General features: G+C 39.6%; 18 protein-coding genes and 1 tRNA gene. 10 read left to right on the top strand and 9 right to left on the bottom strand.

Annotation, left to right across the window (positions count from 1 at the left end; translation table 11 throughout):
• Positions 1-120 precede the first annotated feature (120 nt).
• The 3 genes from EAE92_RS01405 to EAE92_RS01395 are packed head-to-tail and all read left to right on the top strand — an operon-like array spanning position 121 to position 2,037.
• Positions 121-594: a hypothetical protein gene (locus EAE92_RS01405; RefSeq protein WP_214066773.1), complete on the top strand. Its 474-nt coding sequence runs from the start codon at positions 121-123 to the stop codon at positions 592-594.
• A gap of 13 nt (positions 595-607) precedes the next feature.
• A complete protein-coding gene (locus EAE92_RS01400) occupies positions 608-1,285 on the top strand; it encodes a helix-turn-helix transcriptional regulator (RefSeq protein WP_339959338.1) in 678 nt (225 codons plus the stop codon).
• Positions 1,286-1,341: 56 nt separating this feature from the next.
• Entirely contained in the window at positions 1,342-2,037 is a 696-nt protein-coding gene (locus tag EAE92_RS01395) for a helix-turn-helix transcriptional regulator (protein WP_214066772.1), read from the top strand.
• 316 nt (positions 2,038-2,353) lie between these two features.
• On the opposite strand, the gene ulaA is transcribed toward EAE92_RS01395, so the two are convergent.
• From ulaA to EAE92_RS01380, 3 genes are read right to left on the bottom strand one after another with little or no spacing between them, the layout of a single operon-like run.
• Positions 2,354-3,607, bottom strand: coding sequence for a PTS ascorbate transporter subunit IIC (ulaA, locus tag EAE92_RS01390; protein ID WP_214066771.1), 1,254 nt, complete (start codon positions 3,605-3,607; stop codon positions 2,354-2,356).
• A 13-nt stretch (positions 3,608-3,620) separates the two neighbouring features.
• Positions 3,621-3,908 carry a PTS sugar transporter subunit IIB gene (locus tag EAE92_RS01385; RefSeq protein ID WP_040149532.1) on the bottom strand — a complete coding sequence of 96 codons (288 nt, stop codon included), beginning with the start codon at positions 3,906-3,908 and terminating at the stop codon, positions 3,621-3,623.
• 29 nt (positions 3,909-3,937) lie between these two features.
• Positions 3,938-4,381 carry a PTS sugar transporter subunit IIA gene (locus EAE92_RS01380; protein WP_036775473.1) on the bottom strand — a complete coding sequence of 148 codons (444 nt, stop codon included), beginning with the start codon at positions 4,379-4,381 and terminating at the stop codon, positions 3,938-3,940.
• Positions 4,382-4,778: 397 nt separating this feature from the next.
• On the opposite strand from EAE92_RS01380, the gene EAE92_RS01375 reads away from it, so the two are divergent.
• The gene (locus EAE92_RS01375) at positions 4,779-5,819 is read left to right on the top strand and encodes a LacI family DNA-binding transcriptional regulator (protein WP_214066770.1); all 1,041 of its coding nucleotides are present in this window, start codon (positions 4,779-4,781) and stop codon (positions 5,817-5,819) included.
• Between the two features lie 81 nt (positions 5,820-5,900).
• Here EAE92_RS01375 and EAE92_RS01370 read toward each other — a convergent pair whose 3' ends face one another.
• The 3 genes from EAE92_RS01370 to EAE92_RS01360 form a co-directional block, all read right to left on the bottom strand.
• The gene (locus EAE92_RS01370) at positions 5,901-6,356 is read right to left on the bottom strand and encodes an Rrf2 family transcriptional regulator (RefSeq protein WP_214066769.1); all 456 of its coding nucleotides are present in this window, start codon (positions 6,354-6,356) and stop codon (positions 5,901-5,903) included.
• Positions 6,357-6,562: 206 nt separating this feature from the next.
• The gene (locus EAE92_RS01365; RefSeq protein WP_036807590.1) at positions 6,563-6,964 is read right to left on the bottom strand and encodes a nuclear transport factor 2 family protein; all 402 of its coding nucleotides are present in this window, start codon (positions 6,962-6,964) and stop codon (positions 6,563-6,565) included.
• Between the two features lie 181 nt (positions 6,965-7,145).
• A complete protein-coding gene (locus EAE92_RS01360) occupies positions 7,146-8,201 on the bottom strand; it encodes an alkene reductase (protein ID WP_214066768.1) in 1,056 nt (351 codons plus the stop codon).
• 582 nt (positions 8,202-8,783) lie between these two features.
• Between EAE92_RS01360 and EAE92_RS01355 the strand changes: the two genes are divergently transcribed.
• Positions 8,784-10,505 carry a phospholipase D-like domain-containing protein gene (locus EAE92_RS01355; protein WP_214066767.1) on the top strand — a complete coding sequence of 574 codons (1,722 nt, stop codon included), beginning with the start codon at positions 8,784-8,786 and terminating at the stop codon, positions 10,503-10,505.
• Positions 10,506-10,699: 194 nt separating this feature from the next.
• On the opposite strand, the gene dsdA is transcribed toward EAE92_RS01355, so the two are convergent.
• The gene (gene dsdA, locus EAE92_RS01350; RefSeq protein WP_214066766.1) at positions 10,700-12,031 is read right to left on the bottom strand and encodes a D-serine ammonia-lyase; all 1,332 of its coding nucleotides are present in this window, start codon (positions 12,029-12,031) and stop codon (positions 10,700-10,702) included.
• A gap of 292 nt (positions 12,032-12,323) precedes the next feature.
• Complete coding sequence (gene dsdX / locus EAE92_RS01345) at positions 12,324-13,661, bottom strand: D-serine transporter DsdX (protein ID WP_214066765.1); 1,338 nt, start codon at positions 13,659-13,661, stop codon at positions 12,324-12,326.
• A 241-nt stretch (positions 13,662-13,902) separates the two neighbouring features.
• Between dsdX and dsdC the strand changes: the two genes are divergently transcribed.
• A complete protein-coding gene (gene dsdC / locus EAE92_RS01340; RefSeq protein ID WP_105397776.1) occupies positions 13,903-14,841 on the top strand; it encodes a DNA-binding transcriptional regulator DsdC in 939 nt (312 codons plus the stop codon).
• A 644-nt stretch (positions 14,842-15,485) separates the two neighbouring features.
• On the top strand, positions 15,486-16,058 hold the full coding sequence (locus tag EAE92_RS01335) for an Ail/Lom family outer membrane beta-barrel protein (protein ID WP_214066764.1): 573 nt from the start codon (positions 15,486-15,488) through the stop codon (positions 16,056-16,058).
• A gap of 392 nt (positions 16,059-16,450) precedes the next feature.
• Here EAE92_RS01335 and EAE92_RS01330 read toward each other — a convergent pair.
• Positions 16,451-16,526, bottom strand: a tRNA-Lys gene (locus EAE92_RS01330).
• Positions 16,527-16,778: 252 nt separating this feature from the next.
• On the opposite strand from EAE92_RS01330, the gene cycA reads away from it, so the two are divergent.
• The 3 genes from cycA to EAE92_RS01315 all read left to right on the top strand — a co-directional run bounded on the left by cycA (position 16,779) and on the right by EAE92_RS01315 (position 20,638).
• A complete protein-coding gene (gene cycA / locus EAE92_RS01325; RefSeq protein WP_214066763.1) occupies positions 16,779-18,185 on the top strand; it encodes a D-serine/D-alanine/glycine transporter in 1,407 nt (468 codons plus the stop codon).
• A gap of 380 nt (positions 18,186-18,565) precedes the next feature.
• Positions 18,566-19,165, top strand: coding sequence for an NAD(P)H:quinone oxidoreductase (gene wrbA / locus EAE92_RS01320; protein ID WP_036775494.1), 600 nt, complete (start codon positions 18,566-18,568; stop codon positions 19,163-19,165).
• 444 nt (positions 19,166-19,609) lie between these two features.
• Complete coding sequence (locus EAE92_RS01315; RefSeq protein ID WP_214066762.1) at positions 19,610-20,638, top strand: NAD(P)-dependent alcohol dehydrogenase; 1,029 nt, start codon at positions 19,610-19,612, stop codon at positions 20,636-20,638.
• The last annotated feature ends 2 nt before the right edge of the window (positions 20,639-20,640 follow it).

Here is a 20,640-nt window from a genome sequence, read left to right as displayed (position 1 = left end):
GATAAATTTTATCTTTATACGAATTAATTATTGCAATCTGTTATATAATCAGGTTATTTTAAATGAAATCAATAGAAAAACTCTTCAGATAATGATTAAAATACTCATTAAGGAGTTGTCATGTTAAATATAAAAAACAAACAAAATAATATCACTCCGCAATTAGTTTACCTGAGAGAAAAAAACTATAATCTTTGGGAAGCTAAACATTGCCAGCCAAAATCTATCTATGCCAATCTGTCTTTTTGCCAACAATTAAACTTATCTAAAAATTCTGATATTACCGAACTTGCAGCAAGTGAATTACCTGCACCAATTACAGAAGATAAGGATTCGCAGCACTGTCTTGGTACTCTCTTTCATGTAAATAAAGCAAAAATTTTTTCTCTAACCTGTCTGTTTTATGGAAAATTACTAGCATCCGTTATGTGCCAAACACCATATGAACTTTTTACTCAAGTTAAGCATGCGATTACTTTCCTATTTTTACAAAAATACACTATCCAAAAACTAGAGGGATATCGTTGTCTCAATGACTTTAAGCTCAACGCATCAGAGAAATTTTTGCAACAAGAAAGCATGATGTTTTCCTAAATCAAAATATTACATGAATATGACTAGAAAAAATTCCACTACTTCGCTACAAATGATCAATACCCTGGAAGTAAGCAACGAACCGTGGGGGATAAAAGATAAATCTTCCTGCTTTCTCTATGGTAATGATGCATTAATTAAACTCCAAAATATAAATGCCAACTATGATTATGAAGGTAAATACGATAGTGATATCCCTTGGAAAGGTAATGAATTTGCCAAAGATTTTATTACACAGGATTTTCAGGTAATAAGAAATAGAGATAGCTTTTTATCATTAGAGACACATGTATTTGGCCGAGATAAAGTTTTATCATCTTATTTCCAAGAAAAATTTCCATTCTATGATGATAACAATGAGTGCATCGGTATTCTTCTCCATGCCTGGAAAGTTCAAGATAATTCATTGACTCGGTTATTCCACAGTAAACTACCTGCTTCTATTATATTTCAATCGCCAACTCATCTCCTTACTGAACAGGAATGGGAAATTGTTTTCCTTTTTCTACAAAAATATAATAGGACACAAATCTGTCAATTACTCAAAATCTCAGATAAAACCATAGAGGAATATATAAGAAAGATTTATAATAAATTGAAAGTTAACTCAAACTCACAACTGGAGGAATATTGTCGACTAAATAGTTTTGATCTCTATGCGCCAAAAAGGTTCTTATTGTCTTACTTATAAATATCGTCTATTTATTCAAATTTTTTTATAAGGTAATAATGTTATAAAGGTCAAATATGAGTCAATCAGGATGTAAAAAAGTCCCTTTTATTACTCCTCAATTAACTAATATGTGGGATAAAAGCTCAGAACCGTGGTTTGTAAAAGATAAGGAGTTCCGATTTATTTATGCAAATAAAATATTTATTAAGGCTAATAAATTACCTGAAGATTTTGATATCATTGGGTATACCGATAAAGAGTTACCTTCACCCGTTAATCAATTTGCTCATCTTTTTGAGGAACATGATCATAAGGTATTGCAGGGTATGCAACGAATATCATCTCTTAGCACTTTCCCTCAAACCAAAAACGAACAAACTACATCCTATTTCTGTGATAAATATCCATTAATGGATGAAAATAAACAGTGTATTGGCATAATTGCTCATGCCAGAGAAATACATAACTTTACCGTATCTCATTATATGGAGAACAATATTGCTATATCAATCCGATTTCAGCAACCTAACAATCTATTAAAAGAAAAAGAATGGACAATCATTTTTTTGTTCTGCCGTGGGGTTAGCAATAAATATATCGCTGACGAAATGAAAATTTCATATCGCACTGTGGAAAAATATTTCGAAAGTATCTATGAGAAACTATCAGTTAACTCAGCAATTGAACTAAGAACACTTTGCAAAGAGAATAATTATGATCTTTATATTCCCCCCAAATACCTTCAATCCATAGGCCATATTTTGCTATAAACAATAGATTTCATTGCTACATATTTCTCTCTGACCTGTTTAATTAATCTGAATTTTGTTTAAGTTCCCCTAACTGATATATGGATAACAATTTGACAAACTAAAATAAAGGGCTAAAAACGTGACTAAATAATCATTTTTTTGAAAATTTACTTTCTTATTTCTGTTGAAGACTTTATATAAAAACGATGAAACCAAGAGATTCTTATGAGCATTAATCGATGCCTTATCATAGTCAAATGGTTTACATCAACATTTTGGCAAGAGACAGGGTGTTTATGACCCTGTTTCGATGCCAAGATCAGATATTCCACAATCAACGAACAATAATACCTAACAGAATGCCCAACGCGCCAAAGTCAGCATCACTGAATGTCGTGTTGGCAATACCAATATCCCCCAAAACCGGTAACAGGAACACGGGTAAGAAGGTGATCAGAAATCCCTGAGCAAAAGCCCCGAGAATAGCGCCTCTACGTCCCCCTGTCGCATTACCAAAAACTCCGGCAGCCGCACCAACAAAGAAGTGTGGCACTACGCCAGGAATAATGACCGTCATACCTAGTGCATACAGTATAAACATACCGATGACACCAGCCACAAAACTGCTCAAGAACCCTACCAATACTGCATTAGGCGCGTAAGGGAAGACAACCGGGCAATCTAACGCTGGTTTAGCATTTGGTACCAGTTTGTCAGAAATTCCTTTAAACGCGGGAACGATTTCTGCAATGACCATTCTCACACCTTGCAGAATAATGTATACACCAGCGGCAAAAGTAATAGATTGCATTAGCGAGAACATAAATCCATTCTTCCCACCACTGACTTCTCTCACAAAATCACCACCAGCAAATAAGCAACTGATCATAAAAATAATCGCCATCGTAAAAGAGATGGCAACTGGTGTATCACGCAGAAACAGCAAACTTTTCGGAACATTCATTTCTTCTGTTGAGTACGCTTTATTTCCCAATTTGCTGCCAATAAAACCAGATAGAACATAGGAAAGCGAGGAAAAATGCCCAATGGCAACGTCGTCAGAACCTGTTACTTTCTTCATATATGGATGAACAATCGCCGGAAAGAAAACCATAGCAACGCCGACAACCACAGAACCAATAGCCACTAGCATCGTGCCTTTAATCCCTGCTGTCGCCAAAATCACCGCGACCATCATGGACATAAATAATGTGTGGTGCCCGGTCAGAAAGATAAATTTCCACGGGGTAAAACGTGCAATTAAAATATTAATCACCATAGCAAAGAACATGATCATTGCCATTTCTTTACCAAAACCTTTTTGCGCAATAGAAACAATGGCTTCGTTGTTTGGCATTACCCCCTGAATACCAAAAGCGTGTTGGAAAATCTCAGCAAAATCCCCCAGCGAAGAGACGACTAATCCAGCCCCCGCCCCCAAGATCACAAACCCCATAATGGTTTTTATGGTGCCTTTGATACATTCCGTCACCGGTTTCCTTTGCAAGATCAAACCAATAAGCGCGATAAGACCAACCAAAATCGCAGGTTCTGATAGGACACTCATCAGAAAATGGAAAAATTCCATAACTTCCTCCCGATTACAGAGCACCAAGTTCCGCTAATGCCACGGACAGACGTACTTTCATTGCCGATTTATCCACCATATTGTCCAGCGCAACAATTTTGCCATCGACGGCCTGAACAACTAGTTGTTCCGTAATATCTTTAGTACCAACAAAAATATCGCTTTGAGTTGCTTTTGCTGACCCTAGATCGACGTGATCAACACTGGCATCGATTCCCATCTCTTTCAGAATACTTTTGATACTCATTTCCATCATCAAACTGGTACCTAACCCATGTCCGCAAACGACGGTGATTTTCATACTGTTTCCCCATAGCAAAAAATAACGATTTAATACTGGTTAATCACGGCAAGAATCTCTTCTTTACTTTTGGCACTCATCAACAATGCAACATCCTGTTGATTATCAAACAACTTAGCAAGCTGAGCGATCACCTCAATATGACTATGGCTGTCAGTTGCTGCTAGAACAATCAACAACTTGATCGGATCATTTTCCGCAGACCCAAACCCCACTCCATTACTAATCACGGTTAAGGCTAAAGCCAATTTATTGACCCCTTCCTCAGGTCTGGCATGTGGCATAGCGATTCCGGGACCGACAACATAATAGGGACCAATTGCCTCATGCGAACGATAAATAGCATCAATATAGCGAGAAGAAATGGCGCCATTTTCCACCAAAGGCTGACAAGCAATCGCGATTGCTTCGCGCCAATTTTCAATATCCGGTATCACTTGGATCACATCCTGGGTAAGTAACCTCTTTAGCATCAATTCCCCCTGACAAAAATCTCATTCCGCTCTACCTACTTTCTGCCCTCTGTCTTCTATCTTCTGCCCTCTGTCTTCTGTCTTCTGTCTTCTGTCTTCTGTCTTCTGTCTTCTGTCTTCTGTCTTCTGTCTTCTGTCTTCTGTCTTCTGTCTTCTGTCTTCTGTCTTCTGTCTTCTGTCTTCTGTCTTCTGTCTTCTACTAGTGATATTAGTCACAAATGATAGCGCTATCTATGATCGTAATTCATTATTGTGATAGCGCTATCATTTGTTATCTGATTAATTCACCAAAAAGCGAAAGTACATTTATGGTTTTTTCCCACGAATTGCCTGAGATCAGGTAGAATCCCATCGTCAAATTCATAGCAGTTAATTAAAAAAACAGAAAAATATTTTGATGAAAAAGACACGAAAACGCCGTAATACAGGGCGAGTAACATTACAAGATGTTGCTAAGTATGCCGGTGTCGGTTCAATGACAGTTTCACGCGCATTGAGAACACCAGAAATGGTATCGGATAAATTACGAGAAAAAATTGAACAAGCCATACAGGAATTGGGATATATCCCAAATGGCGCTGCCGGCGTACTTGCTTCAGGCCAAAGTAATATTATCGCTGTGCTTGTGCCCTCACTGACAGATAAAGCCAGCGCTACATTTATACAGTCACTGCAACAGGTGCTGAATAAACATGCTTTTCAAGTTTTGCTTGGATGTCATGAATATGACCATAATAAAGAAGCCGAAATTATCATGACACTACTGCAAAGCAATGCAGCAGCATTGGTGATTTTCAGTTCGCGATTGGCAGATAAAACCTACAACAATATTTCTCATATCAATATTCCAATTATTAATGTTGCAGGCTCTCATCAACAACAGACGGCAATTAATATAGAAACCGATTTTTCCGCGGCCGCCTATACATTGACTGAACATATGTTAAATAATGGCCGCAAGCATATCGGTTATATTGGCGCCCAAATGGACAACCGTTTACGCAATCAGCAAATTAATGGCTGGCATAAAGCCATGCTGCATCACTATCAGAATGCAGACCAAAATATCACTACCTCGGATACTGCCAGCATGCAATTTGGTCGCCAAGCAATTACTGAGATGTTATTACGTCAACCTGAACTAGAAGGTGTGATTTGCAGTCATGAAGTAATTGCCTTGGGTGTCATATTTGAATGTCAGCGGCGTCTACTTAAAATACCCGTTGATTTGGCTATAGCTTGTATGGAAGGTTCAGATAACTGTGACCACACACAGCCAACACTGACATCAATTCGCATTGATTATCCCCAAATAGGCAGGGACACCGGAAAATTACTGATAAAACTGCTCAATCAACAAAGTGAAGATGAAACAAAACATCAAAACAACCAATATCACCTATTTTCGTATAAGTTCGAGCCCAGGCAAAGTGCTTAACAAAAAGCGCTTAACAAAATGATAACGCCATAATGAGACATCCATTGTGATTAAAGCCTGTAATCGTGGTAACTATTTTACCTACTGGCATAGGTCATGCGAGGTGAAAGGAAAACCCGCGCAATCCTCGACCTTATTTACTATGTCAGCCACCGTTGTTTCAGCTAAAGCAGTTTCTAGCACACAGGCAACACGCGAAAATTCATCTTCTAATACTGGCGTGATATTGTGCCCAATATAACACTTGGGATTGGGTTTAGAACGGTGCAAGGTAAAGTACAGAGGATCTTCAACTGCGCGATAAATATCTAACAATGAGATTTGCTTCGACGGCCGGGCGAGTAACGCGCCACCGCCCTGCCCCATTTGCGAATAAGTCAGACCAGCCTCCGCAAGGGCGCCTAAGAGCCGACGAACAACAGTCGGGTTAGTATTCACACTTTTTGCGATATCCTCAGAACGCACAGCTTGTCCGTGGTGAAGCGCGATATCGGTGAGAATATGAATAGCAACAGCAAAACGGGTAGATGTTGGCACTGAAAAATCCTGTATACCTTGAAGGATGTTACGGAAGAATAGCAAAATATGAACAATAAGGCCCCGTAGTATGTCACTAATTTCGTCACATAACAAGAAATGAAATTCAGAATGTTAACTTGTCTGATTAACATTCCTACTCCTCCCGTTTTGCCGCCGTATACTATTGTTTGGCTTAGTTAATATTACAAGCATGGCAACCGATGCTACCTAATGGAATAATCTGCGTGAGCACGCTCAATTTTAAGCGTATCGGCAGTTTGTTGTAATTTAACTAACCGTCCATCCCGCACAGTCCATATATGAACGAAACGAGCAATGAACCGCTTACCACTCTTCACTCGTCCCAAATAATTCCCCAGAACAATGACATGATCATCTGATTCAAAATATTCAGAACTGTCCACAACAAAATCATCAATATCATTTAGAAATGGCACAAAGAAATTATTGAGTATATCTTCGATTCCTTCATAAATCCCACCATATCGGGAACCTTCGGTAATATCCCAAATAACATCACTTGCCATGATCTGGCGAAGAACATCAATATCACCCATAGAGTCATAAAAACGGCGAACAATAGATACATTTAATGAATCTGACATTATCATTCTCCTTCAAACTATCCTGCAATGAAATATGACCGGCTCTTATAAAATGAGCCGGCCGGATATCTTGGGACGTTCAACCAAAAAGCGCCATTAGAACTTTAAATTAACATCCCCGGAAAACAATTCGAACATCTTTCATGTTAGGCTATCCATTGCGGGTAAGATATCCCCTTACCTAGGTAAGCGCTGGATAATCAGTATAGCCTATAGCGCCAGGAACCATAAAAGTTTCCGGTTGTTGTTCATTAAATGGCGCTTCAATTAAAAACCGGTGAGGCAAGTCTGGATTGGCGATGAATAATTGACCAAAAGCCACTGCGTCAGCCCGCCCGTCAGCAAGAACTTGCTCGGCACTTTCTTTAGTAAGTTCCTCGTTGGCAATATAAGTTGACCCAAAAGCCTCTTTTATTTCCTTACTTAAATCACCATCAACCACAGCATCACGTGAGAAGATAAAAGCAATACCTCGTTTACCAAGTTCACGTGCTACATATCCAAACGTCGCCACAGGATTGGAATCCGCCATAGAGTAGTAGCCGCCGCGTGGGGATAAATGCATACCGACACGTGATGATCCCCAAACCGAAATACAGGCGTCTGTCACTTCCAGCAGTAATCGCGCCCTATTTTCGACTGAACCTCCGTACTGATCTGTGCGCAGATTAGCATTATCTTGCAAGAATTGATCGAGCAAATATCCATTGGCGCCATGTATTTCTACTCCATCAAACCCTGCCGTTTTCGCATTTTCCGCTCCGCGCCTGAATGCTTCGACAATACCGGGAATTTCCTCAGACTCAAGCGCCCGTGGAACCACAAAAGGACGTTTTGGGCGTAATAAACTAACATGACCATCAGCCGCAATTGCACTTGGCGCCACCGGCCGTTCTCCATTAAGGAAAATAGGGTCCGATATCCGCCCCACATGCCAAAGCTGTATAAAAATACGCCCACCGGCAGCATGCACAGCATCCGTGACCAATCGCCAACCAGCAACTTGTTCATCCGACCAAATACCCGGCGTATTCTCGTAGCCAACTCCCTGTGGGGTTACGGAAGTCGCTTCGCTGATAATCAAACCCGCGGAAGTGCGCTGAGCATAGTATTCCGCCATCAGCGCATTAGGGACACGCCCTTCTCCTTCTGCACGGTTACGTGTCAGAGGAGCCATAATGATGCGATTTGGCAAGTCGAGATCACCAATGCGAATTGGGTCAAAAAGTGTAGGCATATCTTTTCTCTCATATAGATTAATAGATGCACTTCGTTGCAAATCATCAATAGATGCATAGCCGGGTCATACCAGAAGCAAACAGCGTTAATTAGGGAGTTGAACTATTTCTCTTGATTCTGTTCCCGAGTCTTTAGTAGCAGGCTGCCTCTCTGACATGAATTAATGTAACTTACACAGTTACATAATACAACAGAATAAAAATATTTGCTTAAGTACACTTCTGCTTGAAGCTTCTGCGTGAATTTTTACATCATTCACGAAATCATCATCCAAACTTATACTGATAGCCATAGTTTAATTTGCCCCTCTGAGATTTTGTACTACATGCGATATAAAACGCATTTGTATGAAATGCAACATTTTATCGCACTATGCAATCATTGATTTCGATATGTCTATTCCCATGATAAACATCCTTTAATGAATAGACGCAATAACCTAGATTTGAAAATACGTGATCCCTGTTTTATCTTTTTTAATCTCCTCCTATCAAAAATTGATTATGATTATAAATAGTTTGTCTGATGCTGGCAGGCTGTTGGTTGATATGTAAAAAATTGTTGCCCGGAGGATACATATATGAATTTATTGGATGGTTTACAAAAAAAACTGGACGGTTACTTTCATAAAACAAGTGAAATCAACTATGTAAAAATATTTGATACTCCCAAAATATGGGGATTTCCTTTTGGAAAAGAGATAATGCCACAAGCTATTAAAAGGGAAGCGGAATTTGAAGATGCTATTGTAAGTATTCTGGAAAAAATGCGTTATCGTTGTGATATTTCCTCCTTAAATGCCCCGGATGCAGAGTGGAGAAAAGTTATCCTATCAGCTATTGATCGCGCATTTACCAAAAAAATAAACAGGAAGGACAGAACTCAGATAAGGTTCTTATTCGCTCAAACACCGACATCTTTGTTAAACGGCGTGAATTCATACTTCGAAGGCACCCCTGAATATCTGGCATTGAAAAGTGATATTATTCAATTAATTCAGGAAAGGAGAAAGCATTGGGAGTGTATACCTGAAATATGGATTGGTCGGTTTTTCAGAATAGTAGATGGGCTTAAAGTATCATTACAGAAGAAGGTGCTGCCAGAGGAACTGTTTCCAGAAGATGACACCAGAATGACATGGAATCATACAAAAATTATCGCAGTTGATGGAATTGAGTCATTTGTCGGGGGCCATAATTTAAATATGGATCTCTTTAAAAATTACCCTCCAGTTCATGATGTCTCTGTTAAAGTTATAGGAACGGCATCATTAAGCTCACAATTATTTTTAAATAACATGTGGGAGTCTGATACAGACCTTCTAACTAAAGAATTCTTTGATATAGATGAAAATAAATGGGTTAATGCAAATGGCATTGTGGGAAAGCCAAAAGATCCATTAAAGAAAGATCACGTTACTAAATATATAGACAGAAAAAAAGAAGAATGCCTAAAAAATCCACCTAAGGACCCAGAATATAAGAAAGCAAGCAGGATATTATCCGTAGGTAAATATTGGTCTGGGCCTGATATGCGAACAGATTATAAAAAAGGCTCTGAAATAATGAAAGAGTTTATAATAAAGAATGCAAAGAAAAAAATTCGCATGTCCCAACAGGATCTTGTCAGTGCATGGAAAAAACAGTGGCGAGATCATCATGTGTGCCGATGGTTGATCGAAGCATTACTTGCCAATCCCGAACTGGAAGTTCAAGTTGTTGTATCGCCACTTGATGCAGCCGCAGGCGCCGCTGGTGATCAATATTCTTTTGGTTCTGGAGCCAAAAGAACGTTTGAAATATTTAAATACTATTTGACACATGATGAGCATACCGATGAGAAGCTGGAAGATCCGGATGGAATCAGGCTAGCCGCACTGAAAAGAATAGAGATTGCCCCTTTTTTCTTTACAGACAAAGTACCTGAAGAGCTTTCGATTGAAGGTACTACATACAAATGGCCCACCCCGGATGAAAATTCTTATACTGCTACGCTAAAAGAACCGCCTCTTGCTGAAAGACCTCCACAGGTAGGTTCTATAGGACGCCCATTCCGGTCTTTAATTAAAGCAAGTGGTCCGGTATATCCCAAAGTTGCCCCTGCTCCTGGGAATCATGCAAAAGTAACAATAATTGACGATGAACTCTACGTGGTTGGTTCTGATAATCTCTACCCGGGATATCTTTCAGAGTTCAACTATCTTATTGAGGGAGAAGATGCGGTAAAAACTTTCATTGAATCCTACTGGGAACCATTGTGGAAATATTCAAGAACACATTCATTTAATTACAAAAATGTTTGATGTAAGCAATCAGTGTACTGATATATTCCCGCCAATTACTGGCGGGAATATAACTTGAAAAACATTAAAAAGATGATCTTTCAACGTAGGAAACCAAATCAACGCGTTTTTCAGTAATAACCTGGAGGCCAGCAGGACATTGGACCTGAGAAACCAGATGCCGATAACCGGATCGCCCCAGTGAAAGACGCCAATTAGATTTTGGCTGTCGCTAAATACTTTGTCATTTCATCATCGGGCACCATACCGCCGCCGGTTGCCCAAACCAGATGTGTAGCCTGCTTCATCTGTTCTACTGAAAGGTTTTTGTTATTCAGATAATCACGGTTTCCACTCACACGAGCGGGACCCGCCATACCAGCTAATGCCGACGGCTCTAACCGGATACCCTCATCACGATTCAGTAACCCCAACAGATTATACATTTCCTGATCTTGAATAGTATAAAATCCATCCAGCAAACGTTCCATCGCACGCCCAACAAAGCCAGAAGCCCTGCCTACCGCAAGACCATCAGCAGCAGTGATATTGTCGATACCGATGTCCTGTACACAAATATTATCATGCAAACCAGTATATACCCCCAATAACATACTAGGAGAATGGGTAGGTTCAGCAAAAATGCAGTGCACATGATCACCAAAAGCCAATTTCAGTCCAAATGCAACACCACCGGGACCACCACCAACGCCGCACGGCAAATAAACGAATAATGGATGATCTTCATCAACCACAATATTCATCTGCTCAAACTGCGCCTTTACCCGTCCACCTGCGACAGAATATCCCAGAAACAACGTTTGGGAGTTTTCGTCGTCGATAAAGAAGCAGTTAGGATCAGATTCGGCTTCTTTACGCCCTCTGGCTACGGCTACCCCATAATCCAGTTCGTGTTCCACGACATTGACCCCATGCGAACGTAGCTTTTGTTTCTTCCATTCACGAGCATCGGCAGACATATGCACACTGACATTAAAGCCCAGTTTCACACTGACAATACCAATGGACAGCCCCAAATTGCCGGTAGAACCTACAGCAATGCTGTATTGATTAAAAAACCGTTTAAATTCTTCCGAGAATAGTTTGCTGTAATCATCGTTTTTAGAAAGCAGCCCCGCCTGTAATGCCAATTTTTCCGCGTGAGCTAACACTTCATAAATTCCACCACGGGCTTTAATCGAACCTGAAATTGGCAAATGGCTGTCTTTTTTAAGCAAAATTCTTCCTGTGATACTCACACCATAATATTGTTCCAGTGTTTTCCGCATCGTAGGAATAGCCACTATTTCTGATTCAATAGTGCCATGTGTGACAGCTGTTTCCGGGAAAGCTTTACATAAATAAGGCGCAAAACGATCCAGGCGTGCTTTAGCATCCTTGACATCATCAGCGTCCAAACCGACAAAAAGCAATCCCTCTTTAAAGGTGGTGTTACAAGGGTTAAACCAAAAGATTTCCTCTAATTCCATTAAATTTTTTACTAACGGATATTCATTTAGTAATTGCTGAATTTCAGTACTTTTCATATATGTGTTAACCCAAGATAGGTGTTTCCCTGGTATATAAAACAACTCTTACTTGCTTGATTATTAGAATTTTTATTATATTCAATATGTTATGTTTACTACAACTTCCTACAATATATCAGCACATCATACTTTGTTTATTTTTTATCTTCCCCTTATTTTAATTACTACGTTAATGTTTATTTTGTTTATTATTTTAGCTATAAAAGCTGCCTGTTTTACAGGCTTCCCTGGTATTGACACTTCGCACGTCTTATTCTTATTTTTCAAGCCGAGCTGTTACTTCTTTCCATTACACAATAGTAGAAAGAAGAAACGTCCCAACCAACGCCACTACAGACGCAATAAGCGTTGCAGTTGTGTAATACTTAAAAGTTTCACTGAGCGTTGCTCCGCAATATTGCTTAACCAACCAAAACAGTGAATCAGTCACAATAGTACAGCCGATAGCACCAGAACCAATTGCCAATGTAATGATTTCAGGGCTAATATCTGGATATAACGGCAACATAGGCGAAACAATCGCTGTCGCGCCCATCATTGCGACTGTTGCTGAACCAACCGCCGCATGCAAAATAATAGCAACCAACCAAGACAAAAGAATTGGGTGCATATCCAGACTCGACAAAATAACGGCCAACGTATCACTAAGACCGCTTACTTTTAAAACACTATTAAATGCTCCGCCCGCGCCGATAATTAATAAGATATTGGCGATAGAGGAGAAACAATCTTCTGTTTTCGTCAACAGCGTACTCATTCCCATACTTTGCTTGATGCCCAAAGTGTAATAGGCAACAAAGGCGGCAATGAACATAGCTGTAATAGGATTGCCAATAAATTCCAGCACCGCATAAAATGTGGCGCCTTTTTCTATATTTAATTCAGCAACCGTTTTAATCAACATCAACCCAACTGGCAATAACACCGTAAATAATGTCATGCCTAAAGAAGGTAAATTCCCTTCCTTACGAACTGCAATTTCAGAAAACGCAGCCGGAACCGATTTAAAAGGCAGACGGCTACCGAGAAGCTTCTGAAATAATGGACCACCCACCAAAGCTGCAAATAGGCCAACTACCAACCCATACACAATCACCGAACCAATATCCGCACCCAGTTTATTCGTCACAAATAATGCAGCCGGGTGTGGAGGAACAATACAGTGAACCGCCATCAACGCTGTACATAATGGAATCGCTAATTTCAGCAGTGACGTATTGGTTTTCCTGGCAATAGAAAATGCCAGCGGAATTAACAATACCACCCCTACTTCGACAAACAGCGTAATACCACAAACCAAACCAATTAGCACCATAATGATGTCAGGTGACAACCATCGGCATTTTTGCAATGTGATACCAATACGCTCTGCCGCGCCGGATATCTCCATCATCTTACCAAGAATGGTTCCCAGACCAATCACTACGGCCAGAAAACCTAACGTATCTCCAACTCCCCCTTGAATGGCGCTCACCATTTCAACAGGGTTCATTCCCATTAAGACACCGACATAAAAACTGGCTAACAATAGCGCGAGAAAAGGGTGAATTTTTAATTTAATTATCGTAAATACGATTAACACAATACTTGTAAGTAACGTACCAATCACCCAAGGTTGTGAATCCACTTACTCATTCCCCACAGTCAGCCTCTGTTCGTCATACGAATTTTCATTATTGAATATGAATATTCAATTTTTGACAAATGATTAATACATAGCCATGCATGAATCAGATTGAGCCAATTCAGTGATACCGATCAAAATTTTCACTTTATTTGCGATTTAAATCACTAAAACTATCTGAAACACACCGCCTTAATGATACGGTTGTATTATCCGTCGTCGATGAACTAGAAACACGATAAATATGTACACAGATGATAATTTCATGGTTGTAAATAAGTTACTCAATGGAAGCCAGTTATCAAAGCTGCATACATTTGAGATAGCCGCTCGCCACTGCTCTTTTGTTCTGGCCGCTGACGAATTAGCTATCAGCGCCAGTGCGGTCAGCCATCGAATCAGTTCTCTGGAACAAGAGTTGGGATTCAAACTCTTCCAACGTTTTCACAGAAAAATTGAATTAACCTGTGAAGGAAAGCGTTTATTTTGGACAATTAAATCGACGCTGGAACATCTCAATCAGGAAATTCTGGAAATAAAAAATCAGGAGTTATCGGGCAATCTGACTATTTACTCCCGCCCGACCTTTACTCAATGCTGGCTAGTGCCTAAATTGGCTGATTTTAATCAGCTATATCCATCCATTAACCTGAACATCTTAGTCGGTAACGAAAATGTGAATTTTCGCGGTTATGGTATCGATCTTGCGATTTATTTTGATGATATTATATCCAACGAGTTATCACATCAATATCTGATGAGCGAATATATTACCCCGGTCTGTAGCCCGCAATATGCTGAAAAGCATAACCTAATGGGAAATATCGATAACCTACAATACTGCACACTATTACACGATAAACAAGCATGGAGCTATGATTCCGATACCAAAGAGTGGAATACATGGGCAGAACACTTTAACGTTACACTGGACCCATCACACAAATGCATTGTCTTTGATCGCTCCGATTTAGCTGCCGTTGCCGCAATACACCATGCGGGTGTTGCAATGGGCAGAAAAAATATGATTTGGGAAAAAATTGAAAACAATGAATTAGTCGCCCCCTTTCCCAACACTGAAGTATTATGTAAACAATATTACTATACCTGTACCCTGCCTCAACAACAGAATGAGAAAGTCAATGCCTTTATCCAATGGCTAAAATCAACTATAGACGAATAAAAATATAGCCAACCATTAACGGGTATAACAAACCTGCCTTGTTTTAAACGGTGATAATGAGCTTTAAGTGGCGATAATGAGTCGCCACAGAAATTTAGCGCCGGATTCTACCCTATTATTAGTAACAGTTATTTCATTTAGCGCTGCTGCTAAAAGTCAAGTCGATGTCTCAAAGATCTTTGAAAATATTAAAATTATTGAATAATTTCATGACTACAAAGTAAATATTGTTGATAATTTCCCAGACTGAAAGTCAAAATTGTCGATAATTCCTCTAACTCGCCTGAAAAATGGAAATTTATTAATTCATTTCCCGATGACAAGATTCAGTCTTCTACAAAATTACAGTCTTATTAAGTTAATCTTAACCCCTTGGTAATAAATAAGTATTTCAACCATAGAGATAATATCTATCGACTGCAATAGCCATTTATTATTTCCACATTTTTACTGGAATTTCTTTATCACTATTTCTATCCTTAAAAAACCAGCAATAATGTAATGATTTGAAAATAACGTCTAAATTTAATCAAAAAATATATACTGATGATGTAAGTTATGATATTTATCACAACTGCTAGTAAGCAAATCGTTTAAATGAGTTATAAAGTCGTTTATTTTAGAAGTATATAGAGTGTAATGAAATGCAAAAATTGTTATTAAGTTGTGGAGTTATCTTTTCTGTATCTGTGATAACTTTACCTGTCCAAGCTGAACAAAATACAGCTTCTATCGGATACGCCTACGTGAAACCACAAGATGTAAGCGCACTAAATGGCGCAACATTGAGTTACCGATATGAGCTTGATGATCAATGGGGGCTATTATCATCATTTACCTTTGCTAAAGGCGATGATAAAGAGAGAACAGAAAATTATCACTCAAAAAGTGATATTAAGTACTATTCCCTAATGGCGGGTCCAACCTATAGGATTAATGATTATATTAGCTTATATGGCCAACTGGGATTATCTAGGATTAACGCAAAATCCTCCACTCACTATCGCCCTTCAGCCGATTACCGTACCGGATATATCGAAAAGGAATCAGTAAGCAAAAACACGTTAGGTTGGGGAGCGGGTTTTATTATTAATCCAACCACCAATACTTCAATTACCGCCGGTTATGAAGGTAGCCGCTTTAGTATTAAAGACGGAAACGAGAAAGATCATTTATCTACTAACGGTTTTAATATAACTGTTGGCTATCGTTTCTAACTTAATCAATGATCAATGCATCATCACCAAGGTTGAATATTGTATTTACAACCTTGGTGTTTTCAGAAATATTGAATAGGAATAATTATTTATTTTAAAACTAATAGGAACCTAGAGAAAACAAACAATAACTTATAGGTGTTTTTGCACTATTCACTTTAATCAAGTTAGAAAACATTATCACAAAAAATCATAGAAGAACTTCAGGTATCATTACCTACATTACAAGAAATGGTAACTGCGAAAGAAATTCAGAAGATATATGTATTTATCACTAAATCATCTTAAGAACATACGGAGAATGTTAAATAAGTCTTGGTACGATTATGACATGAATAAGTTACCTAGAAAAATAAGTTGTCAGTGAAATATTTACAACTCATTAATTTGATTGGTGGGTTGTCGGGGGCTCGAACCCCGGACCAATTGATTAAGAGTCAACTGCTCTGCCGACTGAGCTAACAACCCAATATGAGTAATTATTCCCCTATACAAAGCTGTCGTCAATATATTATAGCCATTTTTTTATGAACGAATAATTCATACTCAATTCCAACAGCATTAACAAGTTAAATTGTAACCAATTTGTTTTTAAAGTGAGATCAGGCTGTTATTACTATAGTAATCTGTGTCACAATATTTTTCGCAAACATCATCATATATAAGGCCACTTAAAGAGCCGTAACAATTTACCGAAGAAAATATTGGATACTACATACTATGGCAGAAAATATACACACCTCACTTTCCGCTAAAACCGGGGAAACGCAGTTGCAACGCAATCTAAGCAACCGGCATATACAACTTATCGCTATCGGCGGCGCCATCGGCACGGGCCTGTTTATGGGATCAGGGAAAACAATCTCTCTCGCCGGACCATCGATCATATTCGTTTATATGATTATCGGTTTCATGCTGTTCTTCGTGATGCGAGCAATGGGTGAACTATTGCTTTCGAACCTGAATTATAAATCATTCAGTGATTTTTCCGCCGATTTGCTCGGACCCTGGGCTGGTTTTTTCGTCGGCTGGACTTACTGGTTTTGTTGGGTCATTACCGGTATCGCCGATGTGGTCGCGATCACGTCCTATATCAGCTATTGGCAACCGGATTTCCCACAATGGCTCACTTCCCTACTCTGCGTTTCACTATTGCTCTCCCTAAATCTGGCTACAGTGAGATTATTTGGAGAAATGGAATTCTGGTTCGCTATGATAAAAATCGTTGCAATTGTCGCTTTAATCGCGACAGGCGCTGCTCTGATTGGCATGCATTTTCAATCTCCTGCCGGTCATACCGCTTCACTGGCAAATATATGGAATGATGGCGGATTCTTTCCCAAAGGATTAAGCGGATTTTTCGCCGGATTTCAGATAGCCATATTCGCCTTTGTGGGCATTGAATTAGTGGGCACAGCTGCCGCGGAAACTAAAGATCCAATGAAATCGCTTCCCAGAGCCATTAATGCCATTCCGATTCGTATTATCACCTTCTACGTGCTGGCGCTGATAATTATTATGTCAGTCACACCGTGGCGTTCAATCATTGCAGACAAAAGTCCTTTTGTTGAGCTGTTTGTTCTCATCGGTTTACCCGCTGCCGCCAGTATCGTGAACTTTGTGGTATTAACCTCTGCCGCCTCTTCAGCCAACAGTGGTGTTTTCTCCACCAGCCGTATGCTATTTGGGTTAGCAAAAGAAGGCGATGCGCCACAGCAATTCAGCCGCCTTTCACGCCGTTCCGTACCTGCATCGGGGTTAATTTTCACCTGTTTATGTTTATCCTGTGGTGTGGTGCTGATTTATTTAATTCCTGATGTTATGCATGTATTTACCTTGGTAACTACCGTTTCAGCCATTCTGTTTATGTTTATCTGGAGTATGATCCTAAGTTCATATCTGGTTTACCGGAAACGTCGCCCGGCATTACATAAGGCTTCAACCTATAAAATGCCACTAGGTATTATCATGTCATGGGTCTGCCTGGCATTTTTTGCATTTGTTCTGATATTACTCACTTTACGAGATGATACCCGTCAGGCATTAATCATCACGCCTATCTGGTTTATGATTTTAATTATCGGTTTTCAAGTTGTAAAAAAACGTAGAACACGTTTGTACAGTTAACTTATTCAAATCCTTAATATCTATATGACCTGTTGGAATAATACTCCACAGGTCTTTTTTATTGCTGCAAGCTGAAAAATTACCACTACACTTAACTCTACCGGTTAAGAAAATCTTCCTTATAAAAGCATTAGGCAATTTTCATAACATGATCATTTCACCTTATTCCATCAATAATATTTACCCAATGGATTTCAAGATGGATCGCGACGGCAAGGGAGCGAATCCCCGGGAGCATAGCAAACTATGTGACCGGGGTGAGTGAGTGCAGCCAACAAAGAAGCAACTTGAAAGATGAAGGGTATTGATGAATTTAAATAACAGGCTGCTATTATTGTAAACTTCGCAGCCACTTTTTAACCTTAATAGGAGAAAGTAATATGACTAAAATTCTTGTGCTTTATTATTCCATGTATGGTCATATTGAAGCGCTGGCATCCGCAGTGGCAGAAGGCGCTAAAAAAGTCGCTGACGTAGAAGTCACGATTAAACGCGTGCCAGAAACCATTCCACCAGAAGCATTTACCAAAGCAGGTGGTAAAGTAGATCAATCTGCTCCGATTGCATCCGTACAAGAGCTGGTTGATTATGATGCCATAATTATCGGCACCCCAACCCGCTTTGGTAATATGGCCGGCCAAATGAGAAACTTTCTAGATCAGACCGGCGGCCTGTGGGTCGAAGGTAAACTGTACGGCAAAGTCGCTAGCGTCTTCACTTCCACAGGCGTTGGCGGTGGTCAGGAGATGACGATTACTTCAACCTGGACAACACTCGCCCACCACGGCTTTATTATTGTACCGATTGGTTATGGTATTCCTGAAATTGGCGATATTTCGCAGATGCAAGGAGGAACACCCTACGGCGCCAGTACTATTGCTGACGGTGATGGTTCTCGCATCCCCAATGAAAATGAATTGAAGATCGCCCGTTATCAAGGTGAGCATGTAGCGAAAATCGCTAAAAAACTGAAAGATTAACATGATATCAAGACGAAGCGACTGAGCTGACGCGCCAGACTCTGGAGGTAAGGCTTACTGATGCGATGCATAAACCCACTTTCCGGATCGGTTGTGCTCACCTTCGTCTTTTTCTGCCGCCCCTTTATGGCTGACCTGAACATATCGAATTCAAATATCCAAGCAATTTACTCTTGAATTTAATATGCCTTTCGAAAAAAACCATTATTTTTCAATATAAGGTTGTTTATTCATACTTATATTCTTATTATTGAAATTGATATCATTATATTGTCAATATACATATTAAAATAATGACCAAGTGGACAATTCACTTTTTAATATTGACACAAAAACATCACCATTTAATAAGACCTTAACTTAAATCACATAAATATAATAATTTTCGATCTAATATCCCTCCAAATAAATGATATCGGTAATATCAAAATAAGAGGACAGATCATGAAAGCATTAGTATTAGAAAAAGCAGGTCAGATTTCAATTCAAGACTGGGAAGCCCCCGAAATAGTGGGTGAAAATGATGTTGAGATAAAAATTCATTCGGTGGGAATTTGCGGCAGCGATGTGCATTATTACCAATACGGGCGCATTGGGCCATTTATTGTCGAAAAACCGATGATCCTCGGGCACGAAGCATCAGGTGTCATCACAGCGGTAGGTAAAAATGTGACCCACTTAAAAATCGGCGATCGTGTCTGTATGGAACCTGGCATTCCTAATCTGCAATCACCACAATCACGGGCAGGTATTTATAACTTAGATCCAGAAATCCGTTTCTGGGCGACGCCCCCTATTGATGGCTGCTTACGAGAAAGAGTTATTCACCCAGCGGCATTTACGTTCAAATTACCTGATAATGTCAGTTTTGCCGAAGGTGCAATGGTTGAACCATTATCTATCGGTATGCAAGCAGCCACAAAAGCAGAAATTAAACCTGGAGATATCGCATTAGTTGTTGGCGCCGGCACGATCGGAATTGTTACCGCACTTGCTGCATTAGCCGGTGGTTGTTCTGATGTCATTATTTGTGATGTGTTCGATGAAAAACTAGAAATTGCAAAGCAGTATCCGGGTCTTCACCCCGTTAATAACAAAGTACTTGCTGAGACAGTTAATACATTAACCGATGGTAATGGCGTCAATATTCTCTTTGAATGTAGTGGCGCAAAACCGGTCATTGCCACTATTTCAGAGCACATTGCGCCGGGAGGAATAGCTGTTCTGGTCGGTATGCCTATTGATCCGGCGCCACTTGATATTGTCTCTGCTCAAGCTAAAGAGATCACATTCAAAACTATTTTCCGCTACGCAAATATGTATCCTCGTACTATCCGTTTACTGAGTTCTGGCAAGCTCAAAGTAACCCCCTTATTATCCGCAACCTATAAATTTAAAGACAGCGTTCAGGCGTATGAACGAGCCGCGGAGGGTCGCCCGACAGATATCAAAATTATGTTGGAAATGGAGTAACG

Source organism: Photorhabdus hainanensis (assembly GCF_018448965.1).
GTDB classification, from domain to species: Bacteria; Pseudomonadota; Gammaproteobacteria; order Enterobacterales; family Enterobacteriaceae; genus Photorhabdus; species Photorhabdus akhurstii.
The sequence above is the reverse complement of the archived record's forward strand: the minus strand, read 5'-3'. Positions and strand labels throughout refer to the sequence as shown.

Bases quoted from the DNA above. Each gene is read 5' to 3' on its own strand.
- EAE92_RS01405 (WP_214066773.1), top strand. From the start codon at position 121: ATGTTAAATATAAAAAACAAACAAAATAATATCACTCCGCAATTAGTT.
- EAE92_RS01400 (WP_339959338.1), top strand. From the start codon at position 608: ATGAATATGACTAGAAAAAATTCCACTACTTCGCTACAAATGATCAAT.
- EAE92_RS01395 (WP_214066772.1), top strand. From the start codon at position 1,342: ATGAGTCAATCAGGATGTAAAAAAGTCCCTTTTATTACTCCTCAATTA.
- ulaA (WP_214066771.1), bottom strand. From the start codon at position 3,607: ATGGAATTTTTCCATTTTCTGATGAGTGTCCTATCAGAACCTGCGATT.
- EAE92_RS01385 (WP_040149532.1), bottom strand. From the start codon at position 3,908: ATGAAAATCACCGTCGTTTGCGGACATGGGTTAGGTACCAGTTTGATG.
- EAE92_RS01380 (WP_036775473.1), bottom strand. From the start codon at position 4,381: ATGCTAAAGAGGTTACTTACCCAGGATGTGATCCAAGTGATACCGGAT.
- EAE92_RS01375 (WP_214066770.1), top strand. From the start codon at position 4,779: ATGAAAAAGACACGAAAACGCCGTAATACAGGGCGAGTAACATTACAA.
- EAE92_RS01365 (WP_036807590.1), bottom strand. From the start codon at position 6,964: ATGTCAGATTCATTAAATGTATCTATTGTTCGCCGTTTTTATGACTCT.
- EAE92_RS01360 (WP_214066768.1), bottom strand. From the start codon at position 8,201: ATGCCTACACTTTTTGACCCAATTCGCATTGGTGATCTCGACTTGCCA.
- EAE92_RS01355 (WP_214066767.1), top strand. From the start codon at position 8,784: ATGAATTTATTGGATGGTTTACAAAAAAAACTGGACGGTTACTTTCAT.
- dsdA (WP_214066766.1), bottom strand. From the start codon at position 12,031: ATGAAAAGTACTGAAATTCAGCAATTACTAAATGAATATCCGTTAGTA.
- dsdC (WP_105397776.1), top strand. From the start codon at position 13,903: ATGTACACAGATGATAATTTCATGGTTGTAAATAAGTTACTCAATGGA.
- EAE92_RS01335 (WP_214066764.1), top strand. From the start codon at position 15,486: ATGCAAAAATTGTTATTAAGTTGTGGAGTTATCTTTTCTGTATCTGTG.
- cycA (WP_214066763.1), top strand. From the start codon at position 16,779: ATGGCAGAAAATATACACACCTCACTTTCCGCTAAAACCGGGGAAACG.
- wrbA (WP_036775494.1), top strand. From the start codon at position 18,566: ATGACTAAAATTCTTGTGCTTTATTATTCCATGTATGGTCATATTGAA.
- EAE92_RS01315 (WP_214066762.1), top strand. From the start codon at position 19,610: ATGAAAGCATTAGTATTAGAAAAAGCAGGTCAGATTTCAATTCAAGAC.